Below are 15,630 nucleotides of genomic sequence, written 5' to 3' on the forward strand. Positions count from 1 at the left end.
AAGTTGGAAAAACGCTATCAAAAGAGGTGTCGATGATGGAACATTTGTTTAAATTCTTACTTTTAGCACCTTACTTTTATTTTGATAACTGGATTGAAAAGGCCAACAGAAATAGTAAATTTTTCCCAATTTTTTACTATTTTTACTGGGTTTACATCCCCCTCTATTCTCTTTTTAGCCTTGCTTGGACAGTTGTTTCAGTTCTGTTTTTCAATATCGTCTTGAGAAATGTGACAGATATCAAGTTTTGGGTCATTTGGTTTCTTTTTATTCTGCTAGCTATTGGTCTGAATTGGTTAACTTATTCCTGTTTCAAAAAAATGTTTCGCTTGAGACGGGAACTAGGGAAGTCTAACGGTGGAAGGCATTGATTTATACTCTTCGAAAATCAAATTCAAACCACGTCAACGTCGCCTTGCCGTACTCAAGTACAGCCTGCGGCTAGTTTCCTAGTTTGCTCTTTGATTTTCATTGAGTATTATATTACTTTCTATTTGTAGGAGGTGGCTTATGACACATCTAAAATCATTTATTACACGCTATTCCAAGGTCTATATTGGTTTAGTTCTTTTGATCTGGATTGCTTTCTTCTTTCTTCCTTGGGGCAGTCCGATTCTGGGGGTAACGATTGACATCTTCGTTATGCAGAAAATCTTGCTAGTTTTTGGAATTCTGTCCATTTTGATGGCCTTCTTATCCAACGATGGAGTTCTCTTAATTTTTGGACTCATCTGTTGCATTAATCTTTGGATTAATATGTGTATCCTATTTGCTCTTTTGCCAATTTTTGGCAATTAAAGTATCATAAAAGTCAGAGAGGTTAGCTTGGAAACTAGCCTCTTTTTCCTTTTCAAATTGGGATTCTTCCTTGAAAATAATCAGTAATTGTGCTAAAATTAAAAGAACATTCTAAAATATTCGGAATTTAAAGTAAGGAAAAACATGGCTAATATTTTAAAAACAATTATCGAAAATGATAAAGGAGAAATCCGTCGTCTGGAAAAGATGGCTGACAAGGTTTTCAAATACGAAGACCAAATGGCTTCTTTGACTGACGACCAACTAAAAGCAAAAACAGTTGAATTTAAAGAACGTTATCAAAATGGAGAATCACTGGATTCATTGCTTTATGAAGCATTTGCGGTTGTCCGTGAAGGTGCCAAACGTGTCCTAGGTCTCTTCCCATATAAGGTTCAGGTCATGGGGGGAATCGTTCTTCACCATGGTGACGTGCCAGAGATGCGTACAGGGGAAGGAAAAACCTTGACTGCGACCATGCCGGTATACCTCAATGCCCTTTCAGGTAAAGGGGTTCACGTAGTTACGGTCAATGAATACCTATCCGAACGTGACGCGACTGAGATGGGTGAATTGTACTCATGGCTTGGCTTGTCAGTAGGGATTAACTTGGCTGCCAAATCTCCAATGGAGAAAAAAGAAGCCTATGAGTGTGACATTACCTACTCAACCAACTCAGAAATCGGATTTGACTACCTTCGTGATAACATGGTCGTTCGCGCTGAAAACATGGTACAACGTCCGCTTAACTATGCCTTGGTCGATGAGGTTGACTCTATCTTGATTGACGAGGCTCGTACACCTTTGATCGTATCAGGTGCTAACGCAGTTGAAACCAGTCAACTCTATCACATGGCAGACCACTATGTAAAATCTTTGGACAAAGACGACTACATCATCGACGTGCAGTCTAAGACTATTGGTTTGTCTGATTCAGGGATTGACAAGGCTGAAAGCTACTTCAAGCTTGAAAACCTCTATGACATCGAAAATGTGGCTTTGACTCACTTTATTGATAACGCCCTTCGTGCCAACTACATCATGCTTCTCGATATTGACTATGTAGTGAGCGAAGAACAAGAAATCTTGATTGTCGACCAATTTACAGGTCGTACTATGGAAGGTCGTCGTTATTCTGATGGATTGCACCAAGCCATTGAAGCTAAAGAAGGTGTGCCAATCCAGGATGAAACCAAGACATCTGCCTCAATCACTTACCAAAACCTCTTCCGTATGTACAAGAAATTGTCTGGTATGACGGGTACAGGTAAGACTGAGGAAGAAGAATTCCGTGAAATCTATAACATTCGTGTTATTCCAATTCCAACAAACCGTCCTGTTCAACGTATTGACCACTCAGACCTTCTTTATGCAAGTATCGAGGCTAAGTTTAAGGCGGTTGTCGAAGACGTTAAGGCTCGTTACCAAAAAGGTCAACCTGTCTTGGTTGGTACAGTAGCGGTTGAAACTAGTGATTACATTTCTAAGAAATTGGTCGCTGCTGGTGTTCCTCACGAAGTCTTGAATGCTAAGAACCACTATAAAGAGGCTCAAATCATCATGAATGCTGGTCAACGTGGTGCTGTTACCATCGCAACCAACATGGCCGGTCGTGGTACCGACATCAAGCTTGGCGAAGGTGTTCGCGAATTGGGTGGACTTTGTGTGATTGGTACAGAACGTCATGAAAGCCGTCGTATCGATAACCAGCTTCGTGGACGTTCAGGTCGTCAAGGAGACCCAGGTGAGTCACAATTCTACCTCTCTCTTGAAGATGATTTGATGAAACGTTTTGGTTCTGAACGCTTGAAAGGAATCTTTGAACGTCTCAACATGTCTGAAGAGGCCATTGAGTCTCGTATGTTGACACGTCAGGTTGAAGCAGCACAAAAACGTGTCGAAGGAAATAACTACGATACCCGTAAACAAGTCCTTCAATACGATGATGTCATGCGTGAACAACGCGAGATTATCTACGCTCAACGTTACGACGTTATCACTGCAGATCGTGACTTGGCACCTGAAATTCAGTCTATGATTAAACGCACGATTGGTCGTGTCGTCGATGGTCATGCGCGTGCCAAACAAGATGAAAAACTAGAGGCAATTTTGAACTTTGCTAAGTACAACTTGCTTCCAGAAGATTCTATTTCAATCGAAGACTTGTCAGGCTTGTCTGATAAGGCTATTAAGGAAGAACTCTTCCAACGTGCCTTGAAGGTTTACGATAGTCAGGTTTCAAAATTACGCGATGAAGAAGCAGTTAAAGAATTCCAAAAAGTCTTGATTCTACGGGTGGTAGATAACAAGTGGACAGATCATATCGATGCCCTCGATCAATTGCGTAATGCGGTTGGGCTTCGTGGCTATGCTCAAAACAACCCTGTTGTTGAGTATCAGGCAGAAGGTTTCCGTATGTTCAATGATATGATTGGTTCGATTGAGTTTGATGTGACACGCTTGATGATGAAAGCCCAAATTCATGAACAAGAAAGACCACAAGCAGAACACCATATCAGTACAACAGCGACTCGTAATATCGCTGCCCACCAAGCAAATATGCCTGAAAATCTGGATTTGAGTCAGATTGGACGGAATGAACTTTGCCCATGTGGTTCTGGTAAGAAGTTTAAAAACTGTCACGGTAAAAGACAATAAAATGAGATAGTTTAGAGGCGGATACCTTGTGAAAAGTAAATTTTTACTTGGTATCCGTTTGCTTTATAAGGAGATGAGTTATGGTATTTACAGCAAAAAGTCCTAAAATTAATATTGAAGAAGTTCGTGCCTTATCAAAATTAGAAGGCCAAGCTTTGGAGAGAAAATCACAGCGTGATCAAGAGCTAGAAGCCATTATACGTGGAGAAGACCAACGAATTCTCTTGGTAATCGGACCATGCTCATCTGACAATGAAGAAGCTGTCCTTGAGTACGCTAAGCGTTTGGCAACTTTGCAAGAAGAAGTAGCAGACCGTATTTTTATGGTTATGCGTGTTTATACTGCTAAACCTCGTACCAACGGAGATGGCTATAAGGGCTTGATTCACCAACCTAATACGGCAGAGGCGCCTAGCCTCATCAACGGGATTAAAGCCGTGCGCCATCTTCACTATCGTGTTATCACAGAAACAGGTATGACGACAGCTGATGAAATGCTTTATCCTGAAAATCTTCCGCTTGTAGATGATTTGATTTCTTACATGGCGGTTGGTGCCCGTTCAGTTGAAGACCAGCAACACCGCTTTGTGGCAAGTGGGGCAGATTTCGCGACTGGGTTTAAAAATCCAACCTCTGGAAATCTCAATGTTATGTTTAATGGGATTTATGCTGCTCAAAACAAACAAAGTTTCCTTTTCCTAGGAAAAGAAGTGGAAACAACTGGGAACCCGCTTTCACACGCCATTCTTCGTGGAGCGATCAATGAGTATGGTAAGAATATTCCTAACTACTACTATGATAATTTGATGGATACCATTGCCCAGTATGAGAAAATGGGCTTGGAAAATCCCTTTATCATTGTGGATACCAATCATGACAATTCTGGTAAGCAATATATGGACCAAATTCGAATTGTCCGCCAGACCTTGATTAACCGTGATTGGAATGAAAAAATCAAGCAGTACGTTCGTGGCTTTATGATTGAGTCTTATCTAGAAGACGGCCGTCAAAACGAACCAGAAGTATTTGGCAAGTCTATCACAGACCCTTGCCTTGGCTGGGAAAATACAGAAGCCCTTGTCAGAGAAATCTACCAAACACTAGGAGAATAAGATGGCATTTATTGAAAAAGGTCAAGAAATCGATATTGAAGCAATCAAGGCAGAAACCCAATTGTCTGTGGAAGCCTTGCGACTAAAGGAGCGTCGTGACAGAGAATTGGCAGACATCATTTCAGGAGAAGATGACCGGATCCTTTTGGTGATTGGTCCTTGCTCTTCTGATAATGAAGAGGCTGTCTTGGAATATGCCCGCCGTTTGTCCGCCTTGCAAAAGAAGGTGGCGGACAAGATTTTCATGGTTATGCGTGTTTATACTGCTAAACCTCGCACAAACGGGGATGGATATAAAGGTTTGGTTCACCAGCCAGATACTTCAAAAGCTCCGAGTCTAATCAACGGCTTGCAGGCTGTGCGCCAGTTGCACTACCGCGTGATTACAGAGACTGGTTTGACAACAGCAGATGAGATGCTTTATCCGTCAAATCTGGTCTTGGTAGATGATTTGGTCAGCTACCATGCTGTTGGGGCTCGTTCTGTGGAAGACCAAGAGCACCGCTTTGTGGCCTCAGGGATTGATGCACCAGTGGGGATGAAAAATCCAACCTCAGGAAATCTTGGTGTTATGTTTAACGGTATCTATGCCGCTCAAAACAAACAAACCTTCCTCTTTCATGGTCAAGAAGTTGAGACTTCAGGAAATCCCTTGGCTCACGTCATCCTTCGTGGCGCAGTCAATGAATATGGGAAAAATGAGCCTAACTTTTACTATGAAACCCTGCTAAATGCCATTGAACGCTATGAAGCCATGGGACTTGAAAATCCCTTTATCCTCATTGATACCAACCATGATAATTCAGGCAAGCAATATATGGAGCAGATTCGAATTGTTCGCCAGACCTTGCAAAATCGTGATTGGAATGAGAAAATCAAAAAGACGGTTCGAGGCTTTATGATTGAATCTTACCTAGCAGATGGTCGTCAAAATCAACCAGAGGTCTTTGGTTGCTCCATTACCGATCCTTGCCTAGGTTGGGAAAATACAGAGGCCTTGGTAGAAGAAATTTATGCTACCTTGACAAAATAAGTGAAAAGGATGGAGTTGGGGAATCTCAACTCCTTTTGATGAGAATGATAGTTGGACACGGAATTGATATCGAAGAATTGGCTTCGATAGAAAGCGCAGTTACACGACATGAAGGCTTTGCCAAGCGCGTGCTGACCGCTCAGGAAATGGAACGGTTTAACAGTCTTAAAGGGCGCAGGCAAATCGAATATTTGGCTGGTCGCTGGTCGGCTAAGGAGGCCTTTTCCAAGGCTATGGGAACTGGTATTGGGAAGCTCGGTTTTCAGGATTTGGAAGTCTTGAATAATGAACGCGGGGCGCCTTATTTTAGTCAGTCACCATTTTCAGGAAAGATTTGGCTGTCTATCAGCCATACAGATCAGTTTGTGACAGCCAGTGTCATTTTGGAGGAAAATCATGAAAGCTAGTCCACATAGACCAACCAAGGCTCTGATTCATCTGGGAGCTATTCGACAAAATATTCAGCAAATGGGGGCTCATATCCCTCAAGGAACGCTCAAATTTGCAGTAGTCAAGGCCAATGCCTATGGTCATGGAGCTGTTGCCGTTGCGACGGCTATTCAAGATGATGTTGATGGCTTTTGCGTTTCCAATATTGATGAAGCCATTGAACTTAGACAAGCGGGACTCAGGAAGAAAATCCTCATTTTAGGAGTTTCTGAGCTAGAAGCTGTTGCTCTAGCTAAAGAATACGATATCACCTTGACTGTGGCTGGGCTGGAGTGGATTCAAGCACTCTTAGATAAGGAAGCGGACCTAACTGGATTGACAGTCCACCTTAAGATTGACTCAGGAATGGGACGAATTGGCTTTCGAGAGGCTAGTGAAGCTGAGCAGGCTCAAGACTTGCTCCAACAACATGGTGCTGGTGTTGAAGGGATTTTTACCCACTTTGCTACTGCAGACGAGGAATCAGATGCCTACTTTAATGTCCAGTTAGAACAGTTTAAAACTATTTTGGCTAGTATAAAGGAAGTCCCAGAGCTGATTCATGCCAGCAACTCGGCGACGACCCTCTGGCATGCAGAGACTATTTTCAATGCGGTTCGTATGGGAGATGCCATGTATGGTCTCAATCCAAGTGGAGAGGTTTTGGACTTACCCTATGACTTGAAACCAGCCTTGACCTTGGAATCTGCTCTGGTTCATGTCAAGACAGTTTCAGCTGGAGCTTGCATGGGCTATGGAGCGACATATCAAGCGGATAGCGAGCAAGTCATAGCGACTGTGCCAATCGGCTATGCGGATGGTTGGACACGTGACATGCAGAATTTCTCCGTCTTGGTAGATGGGCAAGCTTGCCCAATTGTTGGACGAGTTTCTATGGACCAAATCACTATTCGTCTGCCTAAGCTTTATCCCTTAGGAACAAAAGTCACCCTCATTGGTTCTAACGGGAACAAGGAAATCACAGCTACTCAGGTAGCGACCTACCGTGGGACTATTAACTATGAGGTGGTTTGTCTTCTCAGCGACCGCATTCCGAGAGAATATTATTAGAAAAGAAAGGAGTGGAGCATGAATCTACATCAACCCTTGCATGTCTTACCTGGTGTGGGACCAAAGTCAGCAGAAAAATACGCCAAACTAGGAATTGAAAATTTGCAAGACCTCTTGCTCTACTTTCCTTTCCGTTATGAAGACTTTAAGACTAAGCAGGTGCTAGAGCTGGAAGATGGCGAAAAGGCAGTTCTTTCTGGTCAAGTCGTGACTCCTGCTAGTGTCCAGTATTATGGTTTCAAGCGCAATCGCCTACGCTTTAGTCTTAAGCAGGGAGAAGTCGTTTTTGCGGTGAATTTCTTTAACCAGCCTTATCTAGCTGATAAGATAGAGTTGGGAGCAACTCTTGCTGTCTTTGGAAAATGGGACCGCGCCAAGGCTAGTCTGACTGGGATGAAGGTCCTAGCTCAGGTGGAAGATGACCTCCAACCTGTCTATCGCTTGGCTCAGGGAATTAGTCAGGCCAGTCTGGTCAAGGTCATCAAGACAGCCTTTGATCAGGGACTGGACCTCTTGATAGAGGAAAATCTTCCCCAGTCTTTGCTAGACAAATACAAACTCATGTCCCGTTGTCAGGCGGTCCGAGCTATGCATTTTCCTAAGGATTTGGCAGAATACAAGCAGACCCTTCGCCGTATCAAGTTTGAGGAACTCTTTTATTTTCAGATGCAGTTGCAGACGCTCAAGTTTGAAAATAGAGTTCAGGGCAGCGGTCTGATTTTGAACTGGTCTCAGGAAAAAGTGACAGAAGTCAAAGAAAGCTTGCCTTTTGCCTTGACTCAAGATCAGGAAAAGAGTTTGCAGGAAATTTTAACCGATATGAAGTCGGACCACCACATGAATCGTCTCCTACAAGGGGATGTGGGGAGTGGAAAAACGGTAGTCGCTGGCTTGGCTATGTTTGCGGCGGTGACAGCTGGCTACCAGGCTGCTCTCATGGTGCCAACAGAAATCCTTGCAGAGCAACACTTTGAGAGTTTGAAGAGTCTCTTCCCAGCCCTAAAACTGGCTCTTTTGACAGGTTCCTTGAAAGCTGCAGAAAAGAGAGAAGTCTTGGAGACTATTGCCAAGGGTGAGGCTGATTTGATTATTGGAACCCACGCTCTGATTCAGGATGGGGTGGATTATGCTCGTCTGGGCTTGATTATCATCGATGAGCAGCACCGCTTTGGTGTAGGGCAAAGGCGTGTTTTACGGGAAAAAGGCGACAATCCAGATGTCCTCATGATGACGGCGACTCCCATTCCACGGACGCTGGCTATCACAGCATTTGGAGATATGGATGTTTCCATTATTGACCAGATGCCAGCAGGACGGAAGCCTATTGTGACACGCTGGATCAAACATGAGCAATTACCTCAGGTCTTGACTTGGTTAGAGGGAGAAATCCAAAAAGGTTCCCAAGCCTATGTCATCTCTCCTTTGATTGAAGAATCAGAAGCTCTGGATTTGAAAAATGCCATTGCCTTATCAGAAGAGTTGACGGCTCATTTTGCTGGTAAGGCAGAAGTGGCTCTTCTACATGGTAAGATGAAGAGTGATGAAAAAGACCAGATTATGCAGGAGTTCAAAGAGAGAAAAACGGATATTCTGGTTTCGACGACGGTTATCGAGGTAGGGGTCAATGTTCCCAATGCGACCGTTATGATTATCATGGATGCGGATCGCTTCGGGCTCAGCCAGCTTCACCAGCTCAGAGGTCGTGTTGGTCGGGGAGATAAGCAGTCTTATGCAGTTCTCGTTGCCAATCCCAAGACTGATTCTGGGAAAGACCGCATGCGCATCATGACAGAAACTACCAATGGATTTGTTCTTGCGGAGGAAGATTTGAAAATGCGGGGTTCGGGTGAGATTTTTGGAACCAGACAGTCAGGTCTTCCAGAGTTCCAAGTGGCTGATATTATCGAAGATTTTCCAATTTTAGAAGAAGCCAGAAAGGTTGCTAGCTACATTAGTTCGATAGAAGCTTGGCAAGAGGATCCAGAGTGGCGCATGATTGCCCTTCATCTGGAAAAGAAAGAACATCTAGATTAAGCTTTCTCTAAGGAAATCTTAAGCTAGCTTTCAGGTTTGGCCCTTATACTAGAGTCATCAAAAAGAAACGAGGACTCTCACATGACAGTAACGATTAAAGTAAATTACCAAACCACTTTCCAAAAGAAAGAAGCAAAAAATTAAGATTAAGCAGAAGAAGAAAGAGCGAAAATGCTCTTTTTTTGTTTTTAAAATTACTTTCAGTCGATAGGCTTGAAGGAAAAAGCTAAATTCACTTTCTATTTACCCTTCTTTCTTGCAATGCTTTTCTAGATATGCTACAGTTGTGGTAGCGATTACAAAAATGAAGGAGCATGCTATGAAAAATCCAGCTTTGTTAGAAGAAATCAAGACTTATAAAGGACGGGATGAGGTTCCAGAAGACTTTGATGTTTTCTGGGATGGGGAAGTAAAAAAAGTTTCTACTCTTCCAGCCTACCAGTTGGAGGAAAGAGATTTCCATATTTCTCAAGTCAAGTGCTATGAGTTAACATTTGAAGGAACCAATGAAGGCAAGGTCTATGCACGAGTAGTTCTTCCAAAGAGTGAGGAGAAGGTTCCGATAATCTTCCATTTCCATGGTTATATGGGACGTGGCTGGGACTGGGCCGACATGCTGGCCTTCACCGTGGCTGGTTACGGTGTTGTTTCCATGGATGTGCGGGGACAGTCAGGTTATTCACAGGAAGGTTTGCGTTCTCCTCTAGGAAATACGGTTAAGGGACATATTATCCGTGGGGCTGTGGAAGGTCGGGAGCACCTCTTTTATAAGGATGTTTATCTGGACATTTACCAGTTGGTTGAAATTATTGCTAGTCTGCCTCAGGTGGATGAGAATCGACTTTCAAGCTATGGTGCCTCGCAAGGAGGGGCTCTAGCCTTGGTTGCTGCGGCACTCAATCCTCGAATTGAGAAAACTGTTGCCATCTATCCTTTCTTGTCAGACTTCAGACGAGTGCTTGAGATTGGTAATACTAGCGAGGCTTACGACGAACTTTTCCGTTATTTCAAGTTTCACGACCCCTTCCATGAAACTGAGGAGGAAATCATGGCGACCCTTGCCTATATTGATGTGAAAAATCTTGCCCATCGTATCAAGGGTGAGGTTAAGATGATTACGGGCTTGGACGATGATGTTTGCTACCCTATTACCCAGTTTGCGATTTACAATCGGCTGACCTGCGATAAGGCCTATCGCCTCATGCCTGAATATGCCCACGAGGCCATGAATGTTTTTGTCAATGACCAAGTCTACAACTGGCTCTGTGGCAGTGCGATTCCTTTTAAATATCTAAAATAAGGGGTTGACTCTAGGAACAAAATCTTAAAAATCACAAATACGCATAGTATCAGGTATTGAACAACCTTGATACTATGCGTTTTATTGTGGGAAGATTTACTTCATTTTCTCCTGAAGTTGAGTTTTTCCACTTTCTTCTTTTTCTGTTTCTTAATTTGTACACTCGAAACAAGTTTTGCAAGAAACCTACTTATTTTTGAAAGTACTTTTAATATGGTTGCTATAGTTAAAAAGATTTAAAACTAAATTCCAAATTAGAAAAAGAGTTGAAATGCTAAAAAAAAAAAGTATACTCTAATTGAAAACGCTAACAAAACTAATTTAGAGAATGAAATGTAGAGTATTTCTCTCTTAAAAAGTTATTGGTGAAACTAGATGTAGAAAGGAGGATACGGTATGATTATTACAAAAATTAGTCGTTTAGGAACTTATGTGAAAGTAAATCCACATTTTGCAACATTAATAGATTTTCTAGAAAAAACAGGACTAGAAAATTTGATAGAAGGTCCGATTGATATCGATGGTGATCGATTGTTTGGAAATTGCTTTACATATTTAGCAGATGGTCAAGCAGGAGACTTCTTTGAAACTCACCAAAAATATTTAGATATTCATTTAGTTTTGGAAAACGAAGAAGCCATGGCTGTTACGTCGCCAGAAAATGTAAGCGTTACCCAAAAATATGATGAAGAGAAAGATATTGAATTATACACAGGGGAAGTGGAACAGTTGGTTCATTTGAGAGCTGGCGAATGCCTCATCACTTTTCCAGAAGATTTACATCAACCAAAGGTTCGTATAAATGATGAACCTGTGAAAAAAGTTGTCTTTAAAGTTGCGATTTCTTAATGTAGAAAGGGAAGAACCATGAAAAAAATGAGAAAGTTTTTATGTCTAGCCGGAATTGCGCTAGCAGCCGTTGCCTTGGTAGCTTGTTCAGGAAAGAAAGAAAATACAGCTGACACTGAACCACCGACAGAATTATCTGGTGAGATTACAATGTGGCACTCCTTTACTCAAGGACCACGTTTAGAAAGTATTCAAAAATCAGCAGATGCTTTCATGCAAAAGCATCCAAAAACAAAAATCAAGATTGAAACATTCTCTTGGAATGACTTCTATACTAAATGGACTACAGGTTTAGCAAATGGGAATGTGCCAGATATCAGTACAGCTCTTCCTAACCAAGTAATGGAAATGGTAAACTCAGATGCTTTGGTTCCGCTAAACGATTCTATCAAGCGTATTGGACAGGATAAATTTAACGAAACTGCCTTAAATGAAGCAAAAATTAAAGATGATTACTACTCTGTTCCTCTTTATTCACATGCACAAGTTATGTGGGTTAGAACTGATTTATTAAAAGAACATAATATTGAGGTTCCTAAAACTTGGGATCAACTCTATGAAGCTTCTAAAAAATTGAAAGAAGCTGGAGTTTATGGTTTGTCTGTTCCGTTCGGAACAAATGACTTAATGGCAACACGTTTCTTGAACTTCTACGTACGTAGTGGTGGTGGAAGTCTCTTGACAAAAGATCTTAAAGCGGATTTGACAAGTCAACTTGCTCAGGATGGTATTAAATACTGGGTTAAATTGTATAAAGAAATTTCACCTCAAGATTCTTTGAACTTTAATGTCCTTCAACAAGCTACTTTGTTCTATCAAGGAAAAACAGCATTTGACTTTAACTCTGGCTTCCATATTGGAGGAATTAATGCCAACAGTCCTCAATTGATTGATTCGATTGATGCTTATCCTATTCCAAAAATCAAAGAATCTGATAAAGACCAAGGAATTGAAACCTCAAACATTCCAATGGTTGTTTGGAAAAATTCAAAACACCCAGAAGTTGCTAAAGCATTCTTAGAATCACTTTATAATGAAGAAGACTACGTTAAATTCCTTGATTCAACTCCAGTAGGTATGTTGCCAACTATTAAGGGTATTAGCGATTCTGCAGCCTATAAAGAAAATGAAACTCGTAAGAAATTTAAACATGCTGAAGAAGTAATTACTGAAGCTGTTAAAAAAGGTACTGCTATTGGTTATGAAAATGGACCAAGTGTACAAGCTGGTATGTTGACTAACCAACACATTATTGAACAAATGTTCCAAGATATCATTTCAAATGGAACAGATCCTATGAAAGCAGCAAAAGAAGCAGAAAAACAATTAAACGATTTATTTGAGGCTGCTCAGTAGATGTAAAAGACTAGAAAATAGGTGGGCTAGTGAGCTGAAAAGCCCTAGCCCAATCTTGTAAAAGAAGGGAGAAGGAGAATGGTTAAAGAACGTAATTTAACTCGCTGGATATTTGTTTTGCCAGCTATGATTATCGTAGGATTACTCTTTGTTTATCCGTTTTTCTCGAGTATTTTTTATAGCTTTACCAATAAGCATTTGATTATGCCTAATTATAAATTTGTTGGTTTAGCTAACTATAAAGCTGTGCTATCAGATCCCAACTTCTTTAATGCGTTCTTTAATTCAATTAAGTGGACCGTTTTCTCATTAGTTGGTCAAGTTTTAGTAGGGTTTGTATTGGCTTTAGCTCTTCACAGAGTACGCCACTTCAAGAAATTATATAGGACCTTATTGATTGTTCCTTGGGCATTTCCTACCATCGTTATTGCCTTTTCTTGGCAGTGGATTCTAAACGGGGTTTATGGTTACTTACCTAATCTCATCGTAAAATTAGGTTTAATGGAACATACGCCTGCATTTTTGACAGATAGTACATGGGCATTCCTATGTTTGGTGTTTATCAACATTTGGTTTGGAGCGCCGATGATTATGGTTAATGTGCTTTCAGCTTTGCAAACAGTACCAGAAGAACAATTTGAGGCTGCTAAGATAGATGGTGCTTCAAGTTGGCAAGTGTTCAAATTTATCGTCTTTCCACATATTAAAGTGGTTGTAGGGCTTCTAGTTGTTTTGAGAACTGTATGGATCTTTAATAACTTTGACATTATCTACCTAATTACTGGTGGTGGACCAGCCAATGCTACAACGACGCTTCCAATTTTTGCTTACAACCTAGGGTGGGGAACTAAATTGTTGGGTCGTGCCTCAGCAGTTACAGTATTGCTCTTTATCTTCTTGGTGGCGATTTGCTTTATCTACTTTGCTATCATCAGTAAGTGGGAAAAGGAGGGTAGAAAATAATGAAGAAGAAATCCAGTATTTATTTAGATATTCTCTCACATGTACTCTTGATAGGTGCGACCATTGTTGCAATTTTCCCATTGGTATGGATTATCATATCGTCTGTCAAGGGGAAAGGGGAATTAACTCAGTATCCAACACGATTTTGGCCTGAACAATTTACATTAGATTATTTTACACATGTTATCAACGATTTGCACTTTATTGATAATATTCGAAACAGTTTAATCATTGCCTTAGCTACAACTGTTATTGCGATTATTATTTCTGCTATGGCAGCCTACGGTATTGTTCGATTCTTCCCTAAATTGGGAGCAATCATGTCGAGACTACTCGTTATTACCTACATTTTCCCACCAATTTTGTTAGCAATTCCCTATTCAATTGCCATTGCTAAAGTTGGATTAACAAATAGTTTATTTGGCTTGATGATGGTTTATCTATCTTTTAGTGTTCCATATGCAGTTTGGCTCTTAGTTGGATTTTTCCAAACAGTTCCAATTGGAATTGAAGAAGCAGCTAGAATTGATGGTGCAAATAAATTTGTTACTTTTTATAAAGTTGTACTACCGATTGTAGCACCAGGTATTGTAGCAACAGCTATTTATACATTTATCAATGCTTGGAATGAATTCCTGTATGCTTTGATTTTGATTAACAATACAGGAAAGATGACAGTAGCAGTAGCTCTTCGTTCACTTAATGGTTCAGAAATACTAGACTGGGGAGATATGATGGCAGCATCTGTTATTGTAGTTCTTCCATCAATCATTTTCTTCTCTATCATCCAAAATAAGATTGCAAGTGGATTGTCAGAAGGATCTGTAAAATAAGTTAAAATTAGAAAGTTTATTCAATAATAAAGGAGAAAAACATGGTTAAATATGGTGTTGTTGGAACAGGATATTTTGGGGCTGAGTTAGCTCGTTATATGCAAAAGAATGATGGAGCAGAGATTACTCTTCTCTATGATCCAGATAATGCAGAAGCAATTGCAGAAGAATTGGGAGCAAAAGTAGCAAGCTCCTTAGATGATTTGGTTTCTAGCGATGAAGTAGATTGTGTTATTGTCGCAACTCCAAATAATCTTCATAAAGAACCAGTTATTAAGGCTGCACAACATGGCAAAAATGTTTTCTGTGAAAAACCAATTGCGCTTTCTTATCAAGATTGTCGCGAGATGGTAGATGCATGTAAAGAAAACAATGTAACCTTTATGGCAGGACATATTATGAATTTCTTTAATGGTGTTCATCATGCAAAAGAACTAATTAATCAAGGAGTTATTGGAGACGTTCTATACTGTCACACAGCTCGTAATGGTTGGGAAGAACAACAACCATCAGTATCATGGAAAAAAATCCGTGAAAAATCAGGTGGTCACTTGTATCACCACATCCATGAGTTGGATTGCGTGCAATTCCTTATGGGTGGTATGCCTGAAACTGTAACCATGACAGGTGGAAATGTAGCCCATGAAGGTGAAAATTTCGGTGATGAAGATGATATGATTTTTGTCAATATGGAATTTTCTAATAAGCGTTTTGCCTTGTTAGAATGGGGGTCAGCTTATCGTTGGGGTGAACATTATGTTTTGATTCAAGGAACGAAAGGTGCTATCCGCTTAGACTTATTCAACTGTAAAGGAACTCTTAAGCTAGATGGACAAGAAAGTTATTTCTTGATTCATGAATCGCAAGAAGAAGATGATGATCGGACTCGTATCTATCATAGTACAGAGATGGACGGAGCAATTGCTTATGGTAAACCAGGTAAACGTACTCCATTATGGTTATCATCAGTCATTGATAAAGAAATGCGCTATCTACATGAAATTATGCAAGGAGCTCCAGTATCAGAAGAATTTGCAAAATTGTTGACAGGTGAAGCGGCTCTAGAAGCAATTGCTACTGCAGATGCTTGTACAAAATCTATGTTTGAAGATCGTAAAGTAAAACTGTCTGAAGTTGTACAATAAACATTGGTATTCTCCTAAAAAAATTCAAACAGGCCTGCTGAAAGTACTT

Annotated in this window: 14 protein-coding genes; all 14 read left to right on the forward strand. The window is 40.7% G+C overall.

Going from position 1 to position 15,630, the window contains the following annotated elements:
- Window positions 1-35: 35 nt before the first annotated feature.
- Window positions 36-371, forward strand: coding sequence for a hypothetical protein (locus ACLNCV_RS05070; protein ID WP_261011231.1), 336 nt, complete (start codon window positions 36-38; stop codon window positions 369-371).
- A 139-nt stretch (window positions 372-510) separates the two neighbouring features.
- Entirely contained in the window at window positions 511-798 is a 288-nt protein-coding gene (locus ACLNCV_RS05075) for a hypothetical protein (RefSeq protein WP_261126651.1), read from the forward strand.
- Window positions 799-942: 144 nt separating this feature from the next.
- Window positions 943-3,456, forward strand: a complete 2,514-nt coding sequence (gene secA / locus ACLNCV_RS05080; RefSeq protein WP_261126652.1) for a preprotein translocase subunit SecA — start codon at window positions 943-945, stop codon at window positions 3,454-3,456.
- An 80-nt stretch (window positions 3,457-3,536) separates the two neighbouring features.
- Window positions 3,537-4,568 carry a 3-deoxy-7-phosphoheptulonate synthase gene (locus ACLNCV_RS05085; RefSeq protein WP_261126653.1) on the forward strand — a complete coding sequence of 344 codons (1,032 nt, stop codon included), beginning with the start codon at window positions 3,537-3,539 and terminating at the stop codon, window positions 4,566-4,568.
- Between the two features lies 1 nt (window position 4,569).
- Complete coding sequence (locus tag ACLNCV_RS05090) at window positions 4,570-5,601, forward strand: 3-deoxy-7-phosphoheptulonate synthase (RefSeq protein ID WP_049521667.1); 1,032 nt, start codon at window positions 4,570-4,572, stop codon at window positions 5,599-5,601.
- Window positions 5,602-5,645: 44 nt separating this feature from the next.
- The gene (gene acpS / locus ACLNCV_RS05095; protein ID WP_049544584.1) at window positions 5,646-6,008 is read left to right on the forward strand and encodes a holo-ACP synthase; all 363 of its coding nucleotides are present in this window, start codon (window positions 5,646-5,648) and stop codon (window positions 6,006-6,008) included.
- Entirely contained in the window at window positions 5,998-7,101 is a 1,104-nt protein-coding gene (alr, locus tag ACLNCV_RS05100) for an alanine racemase (protein WP_261126255.1), read from the forward strand. The genes acpS and alr overlap by 11 nt, the downstream gene beginning before the upstream one ends.
- Before the next feature lie 18 nt (window positions 7,102-7,119).
- The gene (gene recG, locus ACLNCV_RS05105) at window positions 7,120-9,135 is read left to right on the forward strand and encodes an ATP-dependent DNA helicase RecG (RefSeq protein WP_261239805.1); all 2,016 of its coding nucleotides are present in this window, start codon (window positions 7,120-7,122) and stop codon (window positions 9,133-9,135) included.
- Between the two features lie 319 nt (window positions 9,136-9,454).
- On the forward strand, window positions 9,455-10,435 hold the full coding sequence (locus ACLNCV_RS05110; protein WP_424844935.1) for an acetylxylan esterase: 981 nt from the start codon (window positions 9,455-9,457) through the stop codon (window positions 10,433-10,435).
- Window positions 10,436-10,831: 396 nt separating this feature from the next.
- On the forward strand, window positions 10,832-11,284 hold the full coding sequence (locus ACLNCV_RS05115; protein WP_261087447.1) for a YhcH/YjgK/YiaL family protein: 453 nt from the start codon (window positions 10,832-10,834) through the stop codon (window positions 11,282-11,284).
- Window positions 11,285-11,302: 18 nt separating this feature from the next.
- On the forward strand, window positions 11,303-12,640 hold the full coding sequence (locus ACLNCV_RS05120) for an ABC transporter substrate-binding protein (RefSeq protein WP_424844936.1): 1,338 nt from the start codon (window positions 11,303-11,305) through the stop codon (window positions 12,638-12,640).
- Window positions 12,641-12,718: 78 nt separating this feature from the next.
- Window positions 12,719-13,603, forward strand: coding sequence for a carbohydrate ABC transporter permease (locus ACLNCV_RS05125; protein ID WP_000237988.1), 885 nt, complete (start codon window positions 12,719-12,721; stop codon window positions 13,601-13,603).
- Window positions 13,603-14,436: a carbohydrate ABC transporter permease gene (locus ACLNCV_RS05130; RefSeq protein ID WP_000730468.1), complete on the forward strand. Its 834-nt coding sequence runs from the start codon at window positions 13,603-13,605 to the stop codon at window positions 14,434-14,436. The genes ACLNCV_RS05125 and ACLNCV_RS05130 overlap by 1 nt, the downstream gene beginning before the upstream one ends.
- Window positions 14,437-14,477: 41 nt before the next feature.
- Window positions 14,478-15,581 carry a Gfo/Idh/MocA family protein gene (locus tag ACLNCV_RS05135; RefSeq protein WP_000241730.1) on the forward strand — a complete coding sequence of 368 codons (1,104 nt, stop codon included), beginning with the start codon at window positions 14,478-14,480 and terminating at the stop codon, window positions 15,579-15,581.
- Window positions 15,582-15,630: the final 49 nt, after the last annotated feature.

The organism is Streptococcus sp. CL5.50 (assembly GCF_049738015.1).
Classification (GTDB): domain Bacteria; phylum Bacillota; class Bacilli; order Lactobacillales; family Streptococcaceae; genus Streptococcus; species Streptococcus mitis_CA.